This is a genomic window from Fodinibius sp. GM108, assembly GCF_058386985.1.
On the sequence record NZ_JBYEIR010000007.1, the window covers coordinates 182255 to 198295 of the forward strand.

Sequence of the window (16041 nt, forward strand, 5' to 3'; positions counted from 1 at the left end):
AGACAATGAATACACAATATATGATCTGCATAAAACGAGTAGTGATTATACTACTTGCTGTGGGACTATTCGCTGCCTGTGATTCATTAAGTGATTTCGGCGATATGAATGAAAATCCGACGCAAGTTACCGAGAGTGAACCTAACATGCAGTTTTCTACCATTCAGCTTTCAGCTGCCGGCACCCGTTACGAAATGTGGCGGACCCAGTTGTTGTATGGTTCAAATGTGACGCAGCATTTGGTTAATGCCTTCTTTGGAGGAGGTAACAATTACACCGAAAATGTTGACTGGATGACTGCTTTCTGGACCACAAATTATTCCGGAAACGGACTTCCGAACCGGGCATCGGTAAAAAATGTGGAAGATCTGATTGCCAGCCTCGAAGCAAGCAAGGAAGAAGGTGAAGCAGTTGACAATATGCTGGGGGCTGCACGTATTATGCGTGCATTTATTTATCATCGAATTACTGATCTGTATGGTGATGCTCCTTACTCTGAAGCCGGAAGAGGTGCCCTCGAACAGGAGTTTACCCCGGCTTATGACACGCAGCAGGATATCTATAACAGTCTTTTTATTGAGCTGGAGGAGGCAGTGAACCAGTTTGATTCTTCTCAACCTACGTTTGGCGGTAGTGATCTTATGTATGGTGGTGACATAACTCAATGGCAAAAATTTGCTAATTCTCTGAGGTTAAGATTGGCTCTTCGATTGGTTAAGGTGGATGCGAACAAAGCTGAAACTGAGGCGCTGGCCGCCATTAATGCTCCCGGGGGAGTGATGGAAAGCAACGAAGATATTGCTATGGTTCAACATCAAGAGGGACCGAGTGTAGGGCCGGCAGGGCTCAATACAAATGCTATCAGTGAAGCTATGAATGATGGTGGTGATCATGAGTATGTTGCTCAAACACTCGTAGACTGGTTAGATAACCGCGATGATCCTCGTCTTGAGGTTTATGCACAAACTGATAGCTCAGCTTACGCTGGATTTCCCAGTGGGTATACGGGTGCTTCTGTTTCGGAGCATTCCAGTTATACCGGTAATTTGGATAATTATGCAAGGGTCAATGAGATGCTCATAGATCTGAATGATCCTACATTCTTCCAAACGTATGCCGAAGTTGAATTCATGTTGGCTGAACTTGCTGTTCGCGGTTGGATACCTGATGCTGCTTCAGCGCACTATGAAGAAGGAGTTCGTGCGGCAATGGAATATCTCTCGTTATATGATGAAGATGGTGGGGCGGATATAGCTGAAGCAGATATTAATGACTATCTGGCTGATAATCCGCTGAGTGGATCAGCTGAAGAGCAACTCGAACAGGTCAATGAACAATATTGGGCGGCTGTGTTCCTGAATGGAATTGAGGCGTGGAGCAACTGGCGCAGAAGCGGTTATCCAGACCTGGAGCCGGCACTTGTTGACAGCAATGATCCACCTGCAGGTAATCATACAAATGGTGAAATCCCACGTCGTTTAACTTATCCGGAAGGAACAGAAGGTGTTCTTAATGCGGATAATTATGATGATGTTATTGATCGCCAGGGAGAAAATAACCTGGTCACACGCGTCTGGTGGGATGTAGAAGAATAAACAATTTTGTAAAGCAACCACCAGGTCTTCTTAGTTCCCCGAGGAGCCCTGGTGGATTTTTACTTTAGGTCTATCACTAATCTGATAAAGTAGCACAGTATTTTGGTTTATCAAGTATCTCTTAACATGTTGATCTGCGATAGATTTTAGGCCGAGAACAAATAACTTATTATGCACCTGAAATCGATTGCTATAACGGTTATTCTATGTTTTTCCATTTTTTGTAATGGATTCTCACAGGAGAGTTCCTCTGCAGAGTCAAAGGTAATCATCCCGCAAAAAATGGGAATTACCTGGGGAGTACAAACAAATTATTTGGATGACGGCTCTCGTTATCGATCAATACTTACATTGATTAATAAGGATAATATCCCCCTGCGCGGAAATGAGTGGACTCTCTATTTCAATTTTATGGGAGCGGTTGATCCGGAAAGCGTACCATCCCAGGTTAAACTGACCCATATTAATGGTGATTTTTATAAGATTGAGCCCACAGAACAGTTTGAGTCGATTAAACCGGGCCAGCAGCTGGATATAATTTTAGAAGCACCCGGCTCATCTATAAAAGAAGTGGACGCCCCGTCAGGAATCTATTTTGTTCATGACGAAAAGGAATTAACTGAACTTATATCCGATGTTCAGGTAAAACCTTTCACAGAAGAGCGACAAAAAAATCGGGGGCCAAATGACAGATTTCCACATCCAGTTCCCGAGTTGAAATATGAGGAAAATTCTTTGCTTCACAGTTTACCTGCTGATAGTATTGGACCCATTATTCCAACTCCAAAGTCGATAACACAAAAACAGGGAATGTTTGAACTAAGTAGTTCTGTAACAATTGGATATCAGGAGGGACTGGAAAGTGAGGCACAATTTCTGGCAGCTTCGCTAACAGAACTATTGGATGGGGAGATAACTGTTGAAGAAGGCCAAACAGGAAGCGATATTTTATTAGCGCTGAATTCCTCGGATGAGGATAAATCCGAGACTTATGAGCTGAAGATAGATCCTCAACAGATTGAAATTTCCGGAGCAGGAGCAGCAGGGGTGTTTTATGGAATTCAAAGTTTGCAATCGCTGATTTCTCCTGAAGCATACAAAAAGCCTCAGTCTTCAGTGAAGATTGCTGCTCAGGAAATTAAAGATGCACCACGGTTTGGTTATCGTGGCCTCCACCTGGATGTTGCCAGAAACTTTCACTCTGCTTCGGCTGTCAAAAAGTTGATTGATGTGATGGCTTTTTATAAGCTGAATAAATTTCATTTTCATTTGACGGATGATGAGGGCTGGCGCCTGGCGGTAGAGGAGCTGCCGGAACTGACAGAGGTGGGCGGTCGCCGCGGACATACGCGCACAGAAAGGGAATATCTAATTCCTTCTTATGGATCGGGACCGGACCCTGATACTGCACCGGGAAGTGGATGGTATGATCGGAATACATTTATTGAGATTCTTAGATATGCCAAGGAACGTCATATTGATATTATTCCCGAAATTGATGTGCCCGGGCATGCACGTGCGGCTATTGTTGCGATGAAATCACGATACGATAAGCTAAAAACCGAGGGAGATATTGAAGCGGCCAATCAATTCCGACTGCATGAGCCTGAAGACGAGTCGCAGTATCGCTCAGTTCAGAATTGGGATGACAATGTCATCAACGTCTGCCAATCCTCCACATACCGATTTATGGAGGCGATTGTTGATGAGATTTCAGAAATGTATGATGAGGCTGGTGCTTCGTTGAAAACTATTCATATGGGCGGTGACGAGGTGCCACATGGGGCCTGGGAAAAATCACCGGCCTGTCAGGATTTGATCCGAAATACTAAGGGATTGGACAGCGTGGATGATCTACCGGATTATTTTTTCAAACGGATGGAAAAGATGCTGGCCGAACGTAATTTGGAGATGGCTGGGTGGGAAGAAATTGCGTTGGATGAAGAAGAAGAGGGATCAAAGCCGGATCCCGATTTTGCAGGTTCCGTCACCCCTTACGTATGGGCTAGTGTGTGGGGAAGCGGTTCCGAAGATCATGCTTACAAACTGGCCAACGCTGGTTTTGAAGTAGTTATGTCCCATGCTTCAAATTTCTATTTTGATTTGTCCTATAACAAAGATCCGGAGGAGCCGGGACTTTACTGGGCCGGTTTCGTTGATACGCAGGATCCGTACGCTTTCATTCCCTTTGATCTGTTCAAAAATGCAGAGAAAAATTTATTGGGAAACCCTATTGCAGGAAATGCTTTTGAGAATGCCACACGTCTCTCTGAAAACGGGAAGGAAAATATTTTAGGTTTACAAGGACAACTCTGGAGTGAAAAGCTGATCAGCCAGGAGCGTCTGGAATATATGATGATTCCCCGGATATTTGGACTTGCCGAGCGGGCGTGGGCACAGCAACCAGGCTGGGCAACGATTGAAGATCGGGATGAGCGAAAGAAGCGAATGCACAAGGATTGGAATGAATTTGTCAACCGTTTGGGACAGCGTGAATTGCCGCGGATGGATTACTTCCACGGCGGTGTTGGTTATCGGATTCCACCGCCGGGTGCTACCATTGAAGATGGTGTTTTCAAGACCAATATAGAACATCCGGGGCTGACCATTCGCTACACGTTGGATGGGGGTGAGCCATCTGCAAATTCAAAAGAATATACCGAACCGGTGGTTATGGAAGGCAATCGCGTTATTAAACTGCGTGCATTTAGCTCTGATGGACGGGCCAGCCGAACAGTGACAATCGGTGGTGGTAAAGAATAACTTATTATTTATTCTGGTTCCGAAGCTTCAGCTTCGGAACGGTCCTAGAAGCTGTGAATGAGTTGGGAGGGAGTTGTACTCCCGACCTGCAAAGTATAAAGGAAACAGTTACAGTGATTAAATAAAAAATGATGCACTTATAGGGCAGAAGGGAATAATAACACACCCCTAATTCCCTCTCGAGAGGGGGCTTTTTCTCCTTGTTCCGAAACTCAATCATCGGGACAGTCTGTAAGAAACTTCGCTTCCCCCAGGCAGGAGCCTGGGAATAAGAAATAACAATCTCCCTTCGAAGGGAGTACAGCTTTAGTCGGGAGGAATGTAAAAGATCCTACCTAGATAACTTGAGGTTATATCAATCTCCTTTTATTACGCTAAATTTTGCGTGCGATTGGAGGAAGACAGGAGGATTACCAAACATATCTTTTAGCATCATCTGTCATTCCCAAACAGGAGCCCTACTTCGCTAAAACTACTCAAGCTACGGATGGGTTGGGAGGGAGTTGTACTCCCGACCTGCAAATGTATCATCGTTCGAACGTTCGCTCGGACGATAGCACAAGCGGACGCTTGCGCTATTGTTTATACGTCTTCTTGCCCTTAGTGACTGGTGGTGAGATTAATTATTATTCAACTGGTGCACCAAACTTCGCCATCAGATAGATCGCGCCCGCCGTACCGTCCATCGTAGGCTCATTTGTCGAATAGTCTCCGATATCATCATGATAAACCACATATGGCGTTTGAAAGGGAGCAAACTCATCAGGTTCATTCAGGGTTAGTCCTTTCAGGCTGTTGTAGATTGTGGCATAAACGGGTCCATCTACTAGTCCGCCTGGTACTTCACGCCCGGTCAGTGCCCAGACGCTGGTGTGTGCATCCTCGGGATATTCGCCGTCTCTGGGAATGCCGGTAAACATTGAGGTGCCCCATGGATTGCGTCCGAATAGCCAATCACGCTGGGCAATAATAAAATCGTGATACTTTGTATCACCAGTCATCTTTTCGTAGAGTAATCCCTGGGTAATGAGGGCGCTTAACAGGTTGTTCGAGCACCAGATGAAAGGCACACCAATTTGGTAGGGATTGGCGTTACCGCGTTCCATGGCAGCATCCAGTCCATCCCGATAATAAGAAGCCAGTGTATCCTGGAAAGCGTCATCCACATGAGGGTAGAGCGCAAAATGTCCCACATTAACGAATGGGTAATACTCGTAATGTTCAGTGGTGTCGCGGGGCATCCAGGAAGTGGAACCTATTTTTCGGGCGTATTTTTTAGCGTCGGCAAGATAGTCTTTATTCCCCGTTGCTTTGTAGAGTTCGGCGGCGCCCCATTCCATATCGTCGGCCCAGGTGCGTTCGTTATAGCGATAGGGAGCTCCGTAGGAGTTACCCTGTTGATAACCCTCATTTTGCCTGCCCATTTCATACACTTCTTTGGCAGCTTTCAGATTTTTGGCAGCAAAAACAGTGTCGCCTTTTTCTTTCCAGATGCGATAGCCCATCGCCATTGCTGCCGCATATCGTCCTGCTAAGTTGCCAATGCCGGTGGCTTCACTCTTGTATTCCTGCAATCCCTGTGGATTGCCGTCGGCAAAATATACCGGGCGGTAGCTGTTTTCGCCCCAACCGTAATCCGAGCTGTCCTGATTGGGCCACTTCCAGCCGATATGGTCGCGGTCGTCGGCAACCTGGTGGAAGAGCTGATCAGATTTCGGATGAAGCTTGTGCAGCCATTTGAGACCCCATTTTGCCTCATCAAGCACGTCAGCCAAGCCATTCGGCCTAGGCTGACCCCAGTGGTCGACCTGATCTCCGAATTTGTCAGATTCCAGCTCATACGCCAGCAGCATGCGAGCTGTCGCGTTGCTGGAAGTGATCAGGTACTTTAGCTGGTCACCGGCATCGTGCCAGCCACCACTGGCATCGATAAATGTAGAGTCGGGCATGGGACCATAAAACGAGCGCCCATCCTGCTGGTGGCACACCACATCCAAAAAAGGATTATAGCCACAACGCTGTTGTTGCATAAAGATCAGCAGATCTTCTACGTAGTTTTTGTAAGCCGAGGGATTTATGTCAAAGTTCGTCGACCTGTTATTCGTTTCAGATATCTGAAGATAATATCGCCCGGTTTGGGAGACAGGGCTAAAATCCAGTTCATAATAATAGGAAAACCTGCCCCAGCCTTCTGTCTCTGAAGGCTCAAGATTTCCCTCATAAACGGCACGATTTGTTTCGGCATCAATAAGTTCGAAACTCTTTTCGGCCGGCCTGTGAGAAAAGGCGATGGCTATTTTCGGATCATCAGGCTGATAACCTATCTGATTTATACGAATATGTACTTCCGTAGAATCAACAGGTGGAACTTCCGGTTGTTCTGGTTCATCGGTACATCCATATGTGATGATTAATAAGAATAGAATCAGACAAAGTCTACGACAGGGAGACAGAAATGACATTATGGAAAAACTATGGTTGAAAATAAGAATTAAGAACATTCAAGAGTTTTCGGTCCGGATCCTGGCTGTGCTCCCAATACATCAGCCCACCAAGATTTTTCTCCCTGACATAATCAACTTTAAACTTAAGCGACTGCTCATCTTCGTAGGTGATGAAAATTGAGGAATCAGGGTGCCACAAGTAGGGCGTTTTTGTAATATCATCCCAGTGTCGAGAATATCCATTTTGATCAACGAGATGATTGGCAAGTGAATCATAGGAAAAGCCTTCAAGAGGTTTGGAATAGGCTTGATACAAGCCGTTGTCATTTTCATCCACACCGCTCCACCCTCGTCCATAGAAGGGAACGCCCAGCACAATTTTATGAGACGGCAGCCCAGCATTCATAAAGCGTTTTACACTGGCATCGGCTGATGATTCATTCTGCATTTCACTGGGCGTGTAAAGGTTTGCGTGATGACCAGTGTGATCGGTCCAGCTCCCATGGAAATCGTATGTCATAAGATTTACGAAATCGAGGTACTGCTGCGCCTTTTCCATATCTATGTGGCTCAGATATTCATCATCGGAACCCGCTGCAATCGTGAGTAGATAATGATCTTTGGAGGGATTCTGAGCACTTTGTTTGTCAAGATGTTCACGCACGGTTTTAAGTAAAAGTGTGAAATTTTCCTTGTCTTCGGGACGATAAACATTATCCTGGCCTGGCTGTCCGGGATATTCCCAGTCGATATCCAGTCCGTCGAGCTGGTATTTTGTCATTAATTCTACGGCAGTACGGGCAAATTTCTCGCGGGATTCTTCGGTAAGAGCAGCGTCAGAGAAGTAATCAGACCACGCCCAGCCACCGATGGAAAGTAGGATTTTAAGATCCGGATTGTTTTCTTTTAAGGATGTCAACCGAGCCAGATTTGTTGAGTCATGCTCTTGTTCGAGAATCACGTTTCCATCGGCTGAAAGATTAGCGAATGCATAGTTGATATGGGTCAGTATTTGAGCATCTGTGGATTCTACAGTCACTTTTTTATTTCCATGAACATATCCGATCAGCCGGTTTGGGGAGTTGTCTGAATTTTCAGTTGTTTTGGAGGTATCACAGTAGGTAATCGTGGTTGCTGTTGCCGCGACGAAGATAAAAGTTAACCAAAAGCACAAGCCGATGAAATTTCGATCGCCATCCATTTTTATCCGATTTGTTTTAATTGACACACCATTAATGATGTATCTCAATTTACTTTTTCTGTTTTGTTAACCTATTAGAAAATTAATCTAATCAGGGTTGTTTATTAGCACAAATCCATTATCAATTATGAAACCGCTTCCATAATCAACTTTCCCCCTCAGGCTTGGATAACAAGCAGAATATATGTACAATTATTTTACCAGTCTGTTTTCTATTGAGGATGTAGGATAAATTGAAATATCGTAGCTGCGTTAATGGAAGGGGGAATAGGTTATGGGAAAATTAAGTATCGATGAGGTTGCCAAACTTGCTTATGTATCAAGGTCGGTGGTTTCTCGTGTTTTAAATGACCATAAGAACGTTAGTGATGAAGCCAGGGAAAGGGTACTCGAGGTTGTAGAAAAATATAATTATAAACCGAGTTCTGTAGCACGGGGATTGGCAACTAACCGAAGTTATGAGATTGGAATTTTAGCTCCCCGCCGTTGCGATGAGGCACTGGCCAATGGCTTCTGGTCGCTGTTACACCTAGGTATCTTCGAAGAATGTATTCAGCAGGGATATTTCGTTTCAATGTCCCCGATTTCTCCTGATCTTGGTGCTGATGTTAAAGAGCATATATTGGATAACAAACGACTTGATGGATTTATCCTTCTTACCCAGGAAGTGACTGATGCAGTTGCAAATGAGCTTGTCGAGCGCGATACTCCTTTGGTCCTTGTAGGACACGGTCCGGATAACAACAACCTTAATTCGGTTGATGTTGACAATTTTGCCGGTGCTTATATGGCTACAAATCATCTGATTGAATTGGGGCATGAGTGTATTGGAATTATGCTGGGCAAGTTTAGTATGCAAGAGTCAGTTGATCGTCTTGCCGGATATAAAAAAGCAATCAAGGATGCAGGTCTTTCAATCCACGACGATTTGATAGCGGTCGGCGATTATTCTCAAAAACATGGTTCTGACAGTATTAAGCAGTTGATGAATGATAATCCGGATATGACAGCAGCCTTTTGTACCAGTGATACGCTGGCGATGGGAGCATTATCAGCACTGCATAAAGAAGGTATTTCAGTACCGGATGATATGGCACTGGTAGGATTCGATGATCTTCCATTCGCTCAATATACTATTCCAGCCCTCACCACTATCAGACAGCCTATTTGTGAAAAAGGAAAACGGGCAGCTAACCTGCTGATAGATAAGATCGAGAATAAAGAAAGTGATGTCGTTCATGAAAATCTGGAGCCAGAGCTCATCGTTCGCGGAAGCTGTGGTGGAAATTAAGGGGAATTACCACTAAGACACTTAGATCACGTAGTTATTTTTTGTGTTCTTAGTGCCTTAGTGATAAGAATATATTCTTACAGATCTAGCGATTCGTAGCGTACAAAAGCTTCAATAGCCTCATATTCTGCAAACCCAAGCTTATCGTAAAGCTGTGCCGTTCCCCGATTTCGTTGCTCGGACCGCTGCCAGAACTCCCGCTCGTCGGGACCCGGAAACAGCGGTCGGTCTTTTTGCGACTGGTGTTTAAAGATGGCTCTTCGCTTTTTTTCCAACTCTTGCGGACTCAGAGGTACAGCCATCTCAATTTGATTGATATCCCATTCCTGCCATGCACCACGGTATAACCAAACATAACAGTCATCCATCCAGTCATCATTTTTACATTCTTTCAAAGCTTCAAGAATCGCTTTCAAACATACACGGTGGGTGCCATGTGGATCAGAGAGATCGCCGGCTGCGTATACCTGGTGTGGCTTAACATCACGAAGAAGATCTACAATAATATCTATATCCTCCTGTGAAAGCGGCTTTTTCTTTACACGTCCGGTCTCATAAAAGGGCATGTCCAGAAAGTGCATGTTTTTTTCCGGTACACCGCAGTAGCGGGCTGCCGCTTTTGCTTCACCGCGGCGAATCAGTCCTTTGATGTGTTTGATTTCATCCGTGTCAACCTCGGCAGGTTCCTTCTTATTCAGAAACTGCTTGATATCATCAAGCATCGTTTCCGCTTCTTCATGGTCCAGATTGAACATTTGATTATATTCCGAAACGAAATCAACAAAACGAATTACGTCATCGTCAAAAACCGCAATATTGCCGGATGTCTGGTAAGCGACATGTACTTCATGGTCATGTTCTACCAGTCGGCTTAAGGTACCTCCCATTGAAATGACGTCATCATCTGGGTGGGGACTGAAGACAATGGCACGTTTTGGAAAAGGTTCAGCGCGTTCAGGACGATTGATATCTTCGGCATTGGGTTTGCCGCCGGGCCATCCTGTAATAGTATGCTGCAGTTCGTTAAATACTTTCAGGTTTATATCATAAGCCGGACCCTTTTGGGTAAGCAGATCGCCCATACCATGCTCGTTGTAATCTTCATCTGTTAACTTTAGAACGGGCTTGTCAACAGTTTGGCAAAGCCAGACAACTCCTTTTCGAATCAGGTCGTCATCCCAATCGCAGGTACTTAATAGCCATGGTGTTTTTTTTCGCGTGAGATTTTCGGCCGAGGTTTCATCCAGAATCACTTTTGCATTATCGTGTTCCTGCAGATAAGTTGCCGGAATCCGCTCCCGAACAGGACCTTCAACAGCTTCTTTGATAACAGGAGCTTTACCTTCTCCCCATGCCATCATGATGATACGATCGGCATCAAGAATAGTACCAACACCCATTGTTATAGCGCGGCGGGGAACATGTTCTTCACCAAAAAAGTCACTGGCGGCATCTTTGCGGGTGATGCGGTCGAGGGTAATAAGTCGTGTTCGGGAATCGGGCCGCGAACCCGGCTCGTTAAAGCCGATATGCCCCGTGCGTCCGATACCTAGCAGTTGAATGTCTATTCCACCGACATCTTTAATTTTTTGTTCATAATTACGGCAGTACTCTCCTACCTCATCTTCCTCAATTGTTCCGTCTGGAATATGGACCTGGTCTTCGGGGATATCGATATGGTTGAAGAGATGTTCATCCATAAACCGCACATAACTTTGCAGTGAATGCGGCTGCATGGGATAATATTCATCCAGGTTGAATGTAATGACATTTTTGAATGAAAGACCCTCTTCTTTATGCAGACGTATTAGTTCATCATAAACCTGTGTAGGCGTGGAGCCTGTTGCAAGTCCCAACACAGTGCTTTCATTATTTTCATTGCGGCTTCGAATAAGAGCAGCAATTTCTTCAGCTACACTTTTTGATGCATCTGATGCATGATCAAATACTTCGGTGGGAATATTTTCGTAATATGTAAGGCGGTGCTCCGAATCAAAATAATCCATTAATTTCTAATACTTTAGCTTGGTTGAAATATTTTTAACTCTTCTACCCTGTAAAGTTCCGGTAACGATGTTGTCTAATCAGTGAGAGGCAATATACAGTATTACGAATAACCATAAACTTTGGAAGGGGTTCCAAAAACAAATAAATGCTGTTACAGTAGGTTTTGTCTGGTTCTTTCAAGTGTTCACGCTTAAAATGCAGGCATAACTGTTAAATTAGAGATAAGCGTGGACGCTTATCTCAGCCAAGTAGTTTAGTCGGGGAAAGATATTTTGCCAAAATTAATTGTATTTTTACCGGCAGCAACTTCATCCATAAAAAAACCGTCGCCCGATAACACTTCGTTAGCCAGCACCGCAAATAGTACGGCCTCTTTTGCATCGGGATTGAACCCAATCGATTCAAAACTTCGGATCGGGCAATCCGGCAGGAGTTCTTGCAGCCACTCCATCAGAACTGGGTTATGAAATCCTCCTCCACTTGCATAAATCACAGGACGGTGATCATCAGAAAGAATACTTTTGATCGAATCGGCTATTGTTTCAGCCGAAAGCCGGGTAAGGGTTGCTATCATATTTTTCGGTGGCAAGTCATCGATATTTGACGCCGAAAGCTGATTATTTACCCACTCCAGGTTAAATACTTCGGGACCGGTTGTTTTGGGCAGTGGTTTTTGGAAGTAAGAATCCGATTTTAGTGCTTGCAATGCCTTCTGGTGAATATTTCCCTGTCGTGCAGTTTTTCCATCCTTATCAAATTCTTTTGAGTAATATGCTTGCATAGCAGCATCGATCAGGGTATTGCCGGGACCGGTATCCGTCGTGACTGATTCTTCAGGATTACCTGCCGGTAAAAAAGTAAAATTGGCAATTCCGCCGATATTCAACAGTATGCGCTCTTCGCTGTCGTCGGTATAGACATTACGGTCTACAAATGAAACCATCGGTGCACCCTCTCCGCCGGCAGCTGTATGTTTTTGGCGAAAATCGCTGATCGTAAGAATGCCCGTTTTTCGCGCAATGTGGTCTCCATCCCCAATCTGCAGGGTGGCATTTGGCATGGAATCTTGCTGATGTTGAATTTTCGGCGCGTGGTAAATTGTCTGCCCGTGACTGGCAATACAGTCAACTTCAGCGGGATTAATATTCCATTTTTCAAGGACATTCAGGATACATTCTCCGTGATAATCGCCCAGCCATGAATGCATCAGGCAAACCTCTTCAAGCACGACTTCCCGAACAGAGCTAATTGCTTTCAGACGTTTTTTTAAGTCTGAACTATAGGGATAAGTTTCAAACTTTTTTAGTTCTGCCTTGGTTTTTGCGCCGGAGCCGGAAATTTTGCTCAATGCAATATCGAGCCCGTCCAGCGAAGTACCCGACATTAATCCAATAATAAGTTTGGTGTTTTTGGAAGCGGTATCAGCTAGCTTTTTAATAGAAGGATTCATATTTGGTTTTCTTGGATCACGGGATTTACAGAAACAGTCAATCAACAATTTATGACGGACTTGAGCAAATAAATAGATGTCGTTAATCTCAGCTTTGTTGCTTTTGCTCTGTAATCCTAAAAATAATTCACTATAATAGGCTTCGTTGGATTCAGAAAAGAAATAAGATTAATTACAAAACGGGATTTTTTTGGGATTTTCAACGTTAGATTATGTTGTCATAGTCGTCTATCTTATCGGTGTGGCAGGATTGGGAATTTATGCTGCCGGACGTCAGTCATCAACTTCTGACTACTTTATGGGCGGTGACGGTCTGCCGTGGTGGGCAGTCATGTTTTCCGTGGTGGCAACTGAAACCAGTACGCTTACCTTTATAAGTATCCCAGCCGTGGCATACGGTGGAAATCTGACCTTTTTACAAATTACCTTCGGCTACATTATCGGACGCATTTTGGTAGCTAAATTGTTGTTGCCAGCATATTTCAAAGGAAAGATGACGACAGCTTATCAGTTTTTGGAACAGCGTTTTGGAGATTCCATGCGTAATGCCACCAGCAGTACGTTTATGATTACCCGTTTACTGGCTGATGGTGTGCGTCTTTTTGCAACGGCGATCCCGCTGGCAATTATTCTGCGTCTCGGTGGAGCGTTTTCCGGTTGGGCCGATTTCGAGATTTATCTGCTTGCCATCGCGGCTATTTCGGTTATTACACTTATCTATACACTTATCGGCGGTATAAAAGCGGTAGTTTGGATGGACGTGATGCAGATGGCTGTCTATGTTGGCGGAGCAGTGTTGGCGATTGGTATCATGTTGTTTGATATGCCAAATGGGTTAACTGGAGCAATGTCGGTTGCTGCTGACGGCGGAAAGTTGCAGATTATAGATTTTGGTTTCAATCAGCCGTTTTCGGATTTCATAGCCCAGCCTTACACCTTTTTTACGGCTCTCATTGGTGGTGCGATTTTCTCGATTGCTTCTCACGGCACCGATCAGCTGATTGTCCAGCGCCTGCTCACCACCCGTAACGTGGACAATAGTCAGCGTGCACTCGTTTGGAGCGGGGTTGTAGTAGCTCTGCAGTTCGGATTGTTTTTGTTTATCGGATTATTACTTTACGCCTTTTATGACGCCCAGTCGGCGCAAGAGCTGGGGCTTGCCACCACTGATGAAATCTTTGCCAAATTTATTGTCGAGCAGCTGCCGGTAGGCCTGTCCGGATTGATCATCGCTTCGCTTTTTGCGGCGGCCATGAGTAGTCTCAGCTCATCGCTCAATTCACTGGCCTCGGCAACAACACTGGATTTATACAAGCCTTATTTTGGCAAGAATAATACGCAGGCCGAGGATCTGAAAGTATCTCGGATCATCACAATGGTTTGGGCGGCTATTCTGACGGGATCTGCATTCTTTTTCGCTTTCTTGCAGCTCCAGGAGGGTGAACGTCCGGCTGTGGTTGAGCTGGGACTCGGTATTGCTTCGTACACCTATGGGGGACTTTTGGGAGCCTTCTTGCTCGGGCGATTTTTCTCATTGCCGGATAAAACGGATGCTATGATCGGCTTTTTTGTGGGATTGATCTCGCTGCTGTTTATGGTAGAAGGACCGATTCACAACATGCTGCCTGGTGAACCGCTGGCCATTGCCTGGCCGCTTTATACCGTGGTTGGAAGTGCGATTGTTATGATTGTTGGTAAAATTTCTCAACTTATCAGGAGCAGTGAGTAAATTTAGAACAAACACAGAGCGTTTTACTCCTGTCCCAACGCAGAGCATTGGGACGAGATATATTTTATCTTGTTCAGTTGCTTCTGCGGCTGAACAAATAACCTGACGCTCCGCGTCCCTTGTTAATTAAGAAAGCTTCACATGGGTAAAATTATAGGATACGTTGTTAGCCTGTTGCTGATATTCTTCATCAGCTGTTCTGGTGAAACAGATAAGCAGAAAGTCGGAAATATTTCCTCCATCGACAGTCTCATCAAGAAAGAAATTGATGCAGGCAATATTCCCGGGGCGGTGATCCAGGTCAAGCAAGGTGATTCAATTCTGCACCGTGCAGCTTATGGATATGCCCAGAAGTATAACTACAATCTTGAGCTACTCGACGATCCTGAACCAATGACCACCGACCATCTTTTTGATCTGGCTTCTCTGACCAAAGTATGTGCTACCACCTTTGGGATTATGAAACTTGTGGATAAAGGGGCCGTGGCACTGGATGATCCTATCTATGAGTATTTACCGGAATTCAAGGATGGAGAAAAATCACGAATTACAATTCGACATCTTCTTACACACTCATCGGGACTGGCACAGTGGGTGCCGACCTATTACCACGCCTCAAACCCCCAGGAGCGTTACCAGTATATCGCAGATCTGCCGCTGAAATGGGAGGTAGGGGAAAGCCGCCATTACAGTGATTTGGGTTTTATGCTGCTGGGAGATATTATCGAGCACGTTTCGGGGCAGCCCCTAGATGAATTTTTGCAGCATAACCTCTACCAACCTCTGAACCTTCAGCGTACGGTATTTAATCCTCTGGATAAGGAAATTGAGCCTATTGCCGCGACCTCGCATGGAAATCCCTTTGAAAAAAAGATGGTCTATGACGATGACTTTGGTTACCAGATAGATGTGGACCCTGAGTCGTGGGATGGCTGGCGGGAATACACGTTGGTAGGAGAAGTTAACGACGGCAACGCGTGGTATGCCAACGGCGGCGTGGCGGGGCATGCCGGGCTTTTTTCCACAATTGATGAGCTGCAGGTTTTGGTGGATCTATTAATAACCGGGGGGCGTTTCAAAGACGAACAGGTTATTTCCAATTCGATAATCGATACCTTTCTCACAAGAGACGAGTATGGCAACGCCTTAGGTTGGGCGATGGATAAAAAGGTAATTTCTGCCGAAGGAAGTCCTGATGGTACATTCGGGCACACCGGTTTTACCGGAACGAATATAGTAATTGTACCGCAGGATTCCCTCTCTGTTATTCTATTGACCAACCGACAGAATGTTGGTCAGCAGAAGGATGGCTACTATTTTAATCTTGATTCACTAAGACAGTCGATATTTGATGAGGTGACGGAACGGTAATAAAAATTTATTGGGGGGACAGTGGTTTCCGATTGTCTTAAAAGGTAAAAGCGCACTAAAAAGCTAACTTTTCTGCTTTAGTTATTAAAATTGACTATCCTTTCGACTGGGGCAGAAAGATCCTGCGGTATGAAATTGACCAGATGTTAGAAACTATAAAAAATAATAATTTAAACTTCTCCAATTGATA

Annotated in this window: 9 protein-coding genes; 5 read left to right on the plus strand and 4 right to left on the minus strand. The window is 44.9% G+C overall.

What is annotated here, in order from left to right; all coding sequences use genetic code 11:
• Window positions 1-5 precede the first annotated feature (5 nt).
• Window positions 6-1595 (plus strand): SusD/RagB family nutrient-binding outer membrane lipoprotein, encoded by a 1590-nt coding sequence (locus ACT3ID_RS14200; RefSeq protein ID WP_491542711.1) that lies wholly within the window; start codon window positions 6-8, stop codon window positions 1593-1595.
• Between the two features lie 282 nt (window positions 1596-1877).
• Window positions 1878-4358, plus strand: a complete 2481-nt coding sequence (locus ACT3ID_RS14205; protein ID WP_491542712.1) for a beta-N-acetylhexosaminidase — start codon at window positions 1878-1880, stop codon at window positions 4356-4358.
• Window positions 4359-4984: 626 nt separating this feature from the next.
• On the opposite strand, the gene ACT3ID_RS14210 is transcribed toward ACT3ID_RS14205, so the two are convergent.
• Window positions 4985-6820 (minus strand): glycoside hydrolase family 9 protein, encoded by a 1836-nt coding sequence (locus ACT3ID_RS14210; RefSeq protein WP_491542713.1) that lies wholly within the window; start codon window positions 6818-6820, stop codon window positions 4985-4987.
• A gap of 10 nt (window positions 6821-6830) precedes the next feature.
• On the minus strand, window positions 6831-8051 hold the full coding sequence (locus tag ACT3ID_RS14215) for a glycoside hydrolase family 18 protein (RefSeq protein WP_491542714.1): 1221 nt from the start codon (window positions 8049-8051) through the stop codon (window positions 6831-6833).
• A 226-nt stretch (window positions 8052-8277) separates the two neighbouring features.
• Here ACT3ID_RS14215 and ACT3ID_RS14220 point away from each other — a divergent pair, with 226 nt between their 5' ends.
• Window positions 8278-9294: a LacI family DNA-binding transcriptional regulator gene (locus ACT3ID_RS14220; RefSeq protein WP_491542715.1), complete on the plus strand. Its 1017-nt coding sequence runs from the start codon at window positions 8278-8280 to the stop codon at window positions 9292-9294.
• Between the two features lie 77 nt (window positions 9295-9371).
• Here the strand turns inward: ACT3ID_RS14220 and nagB are convergent, their stop codons facing one another.
• Both nagB and ACT3ID_RS14230 read right to left on the minus strand, forming a co-directional pair.
• Complete coding sequence (gene nagB / locus ACT3ID_RS14225; RefSeq protein ID WP_491542716.1) at window positions 9372-11300, minus strand: glucosamine-6-phosphate deaminase; 1929 nt, start codon at window positions 11298-11300, stop codon at window positions 9372-9374.
• A gap of 254 nt (window positions 11301-11554) precedes the next feature.
• A complete protein-coding gene (locus ACT3ID_RS14230; protein WP_491542717.1) occupies window positions 11555-12751 on the minus strand; it encodes an anhydro-N-acetylmuramic acid kinase in 1197 nt (398 codons plus the stop codon).
• Window positions 12752-12941: 190 nt separating this feature from the next.
• On the opposite strand from ACT3ID_RS14230, the gene ACT3ID_RS14235 reads away from it, so the two are divergent.
• Both ACT3ID_RS14235 and ACT3ID_RS14240 read left to right on the plus strand, forming a co-directional pair.
• A complete protein-coding gene (locus ACT3ID_RS14235) occupies window positions 12942-14480 on the plus strand; it encodes a sodium:solute symporter (protein WP_491542718.1) in 1539 nt (512 codons plus the stop codon).
• Window positions 14481-14621: 141 nt separating this feature from the next.
• Window positions 14622-15851: a serine hydrolase domain-containing protein gene (locus ACT3ID_RS14240; RefSeq protein WP_491542719.1), complete on the plus strand. Its 1230-nt coding sequence runs from the start codon at window positions 14622-14624 to the stop codon at window positions 15849-15851.
• Window positions 15852-16041 lie beyond the last annotated feature (190 nt).

Bases quoted from the DNA above. Each gene is read 5' to 3' on its own strand.
- ACT3ID_RS14220 (WP_491542715.1), top strand. From the start codon at position 8,278: ATGGGAAAATTAAGTATCGATGAGGTTGCCAAACTTGCTTATGTATCA.
- ACT3ID_RS14240 (WP_491542719.1), top strand. From the start codon at position 14,622: ATGGGTAAAATTATAGGATACGTTGTTAGCCTGTTGCTGATATTCTTC.
- ACT3ID_RS14230 (WP_491542717.1), bottom strand. From the start codon at position 12,751: ATGAATCCTTCTATTAAAAAGCTAGCTGATACCGCTTCCAAAAACACC.
- ACT3ID_RS14200 (WP_491542711.1), top strand. From the start codon at position 6: ATGAATACACAATATATGATCTGCATAAAACGAGTAGTGATTATACTA.
- nagB (WP_491542716.1), bottom strand. From the start codon at position 11,300: ATGGATTATTTTGATTCGGAGCACCGCCTTACATATTACGAAAATATT.
- ACT3ID_RS14210 (WP_491542713.1), bottom strand. From the start codon at position 6,820: ATGTCATTTCTGTCTCCCTGTCGTAGACTTTGTCTGATTCTATTCTTA.
- ACT3ID_RS14205 (WP_491542712.1), top strand. From the start codon at position 1,878: ATGGGAATTACCTGGGGAGTACAAACAAATTATTTGGATGACGGCTCT.